Origin of the sequence: Elstera litoralis, assembly GCF_000963705.1 — a bacterium.
Taxonomy (GTDB): Bacteria; Pseudomonadota; Alphaproteobacteria; order Elsterales; family Elsteraceae; genus Elstera; species Elstera litoralis.
In genome coordinates, this window is record NZ_LAJY01000392.1 from 1 (window position 1) to 2841 (window position 2841).

The following is a 2841-nucleotide window of genomic DNA, read 5'->3' on the forward strand; positions in this document are numbered from 1 at the left end:
GCGCCCTCAATGTAATATTTCCCGTCAATCTCGAAGGGCGAGTAAAAGAACGGGTAGGAGAGCGACGCCTGGAAATGGGCAAGGTCGATCTCGTGCTTCTTGAAGATCGCCATTTTCTTATCGGTCAGGCAGTAGGCGTTCAGGTAGATATCTTCCTTCACGCGGTGGAGCGCGTCGAAATCCACCATCTGTTCGATGAACTGCGACGGGGCGCAGAAACCGTCACTGAACAGCGAGACATTGCCGGGCATCACCGCCGACCAGAGAAACTGCAAGTAATCGCTGACGAAGGCCTGCGCCGGGCCTTTATGGGCGAGGCCCATCACCTTGTCGTAGCCTGGCATCATCGCCAAAGCCTGCCGGAACATCGCCGCCTTCGGCCCGCCCTTGGTGAACATTTTGAAGTTCATCGGGAAGAGATTGTAGATCGGGTCCGACACGCCGTAATGGACCGAACCCCGCATCGCCTCCTGCCGCGTGCCGGTCTTCGGCGCGAGGTAGGAGAGGCCGACGACCCCGCCGCCGCCCGCCATCGACACGACATCGAAAGTAATCCCGGCTTCATCGAAGGCCAGCAACGCGCCGGTCATCAAGGTATAGGTCGGTGCGCCGCCGCCCAGAACGAGTGCTGTCTTACCCAAGTCTCTCTCCAAACCAGAAAATCCGGTGGACCGAGAGGGAGAATCCCCCTCGGCTAGCACATCCGGGTAAATTAGAGCGGCATGACCATTTCGCGGTTGATGATGCGGTTGATGAACTGCGCATCCTCGACCACGGGCATAGTGCGAGCCCTCGCGCATCAGCACTTGCAGACGCTGATTGGTGAAGCGGCCCCAGGCGAGAATATCGTCACGCGACACATAGGGATCGCCGCGCGAGACGAAACAGGTAATCGGCACGTCCCAAGGTTTGGGCTCGCCCTTGAGCTTATAGTTGCTGGTCATCTCGAACTCGGCACGCACGGCGGGGAGCATAAGCTTGCGCAGTTCGGGATCGGAGAGGAACTGATCGGTCGCCGCCATATCGAACTTGCGGATGATATCGGCGAAGATTTCGTCCGACTGCTGATAGGGCTTGAGGTCGGCGCGATAACCGGGGGTGCGCATCAAGAGTTTGCCCAACTCCTGCTCGAACGGCCCGACTTCCCCCACCTTGTTCGGCGCGCGCGCCCCGGACGCGAAGAGGTGCAGCGGCATGAAGCGGGTTTCCTCGATCAAGGTCCGCGCCGTCTCATACATGGTCACCGCGCCGAGGCAGTGGCCGAACATGGCGAACGGTAGATCGAGTAGGTCGATCATTTCATCCAGCACACAATCGACGAACAGATCGATATCGTTGACCGGCTTTTCCGAAATGCGCCCCAAGCGGCCCGGCGGCTCGACGGCGATCACTTCGATGGCGGGATCAATCCACCCGGCCCAGGGCCGGAACACCGCCGACCCGCCGCCCGCAAACGGGAAGCAGAACAGGCGGGCGCGGGGATTATCGCGCTTACCGACAGGGATCAGCCATTTCGCATCTTCGATAATCGCGGGCGCGGTCAGGGCCGCTTCCACGGTTTCGCTGATAAGGTCGGAGACGAGCGCCTCCACTTCCGCCGAAACCGGGATTTGGGCGAAGACGTCCGCTTCCGCTGCCGGTTGCTCGCGCGGGGCCAGCGGCAGACCGACGCCCGCAAGATCGGGCCAAACCTCATCGACCAATTGATCGATGCTCGGGCCTTGGATCAGCTTCACGGCGGGGACGCGCACGGCCAGCGCCATTTCGATGCGGTTGATGAGCGTCACCGCCATCAGCGAGTCGAGCCCCAATTCCCGCAACGGCTGACCAGGATCGATGACCCGGTTGACGCCCAAAGTCGCCTGCGCCTGCTGCGCCACATAGGTGACGATGGCAAAGCGCCGCTCGCGGGGATCGCTGGATTTCAGTTGGGCTTGCAGGGCTTCCACCGAAACGCCCGCGCCACTGACGGCACTCTCGGTTTTGGCTTCGCTCAACATTTCGGCAAAGAAGGTCGGCGGCGTTTGGAACTGCCCCACCAGCGTCGGCCAATCGGCGGTGAGCACGGCGGCGTGGTTAAGACCGGTTCCGACGATGACCGACAGCGCGTCCCGGCCCTCGTCGGGCGTTGTGTAGATCAGCCCGCGCGCGCGCCAGATCGCCTCGCCCTTATCGCCCGCGAGGGTGGCGAGACCGCCCGCCGCCCACGGCCCCCAATTCACCGCAAGCCCAGCCTTACCCTGCTGTTGGCGCAGGGCCGCGAGCCCGTCGAGATAGGCGTTGCCGGCGGTATAATTCGCCTGACCGCCCGCGCCGAAGAGGCTGAGGATCGAGGAATAAACGACGAAATCGTCGAGGCTCAGGTCTTCGGTGGCCTTGTGCAGGAACCAAGCGCCATCGAACTTCGGCGCGATGGCCTTGCGGAACTTCTCCCAGGTGAACTGGGCGATGGTCGCGTCTTCCAGCACGCCCGCGCTGTGGTAGAGGCCTTTCAGCGGCAGCGGATCGGCCTTCAGCTTTGTCACCAGCGCCTGAACGCTAGCTTCGCTGCTGGTATCGAGCTTTTCGACCGAAATGCGCGCGCCCAAGGCTTCCAGCGTCGCTTTGATCGCGGCGGCCGAAGGATCATCCGCCCCCCGGCGCGAGGCGAGCACGATATGTTTCACGCCGCGCTGGGTAATCAGCCACGTCGCCGTTTCAACGCCAATCGCCCCGAGCCCGCCGGTGACGAGATAGGTCGCGTCTTGCGTGACCGGCGCGCGATGCTCGCCCGTTTTGGCGCGGACGAAGCGGGCAACAGAGCGGCTCAACTGGCCTTGGGCTTTGCGGAACGCCACCTGG

The 2841-nt window shown here is 62.7% G+C and carries 1 protein-coding gene; it reads right to left on the reverse strand.

Translation table 11 applies throughout. The annotated features are described in order from the left end of the window. Positions 1 to 2841: SDR family NAD(P)-dependent oxidoreductase (locus VZ95_RS14265; RefSeq protein ID WP_156995312.1), on the reverse strand; the 2841-nt coding region annotated here is incomplete at both ends.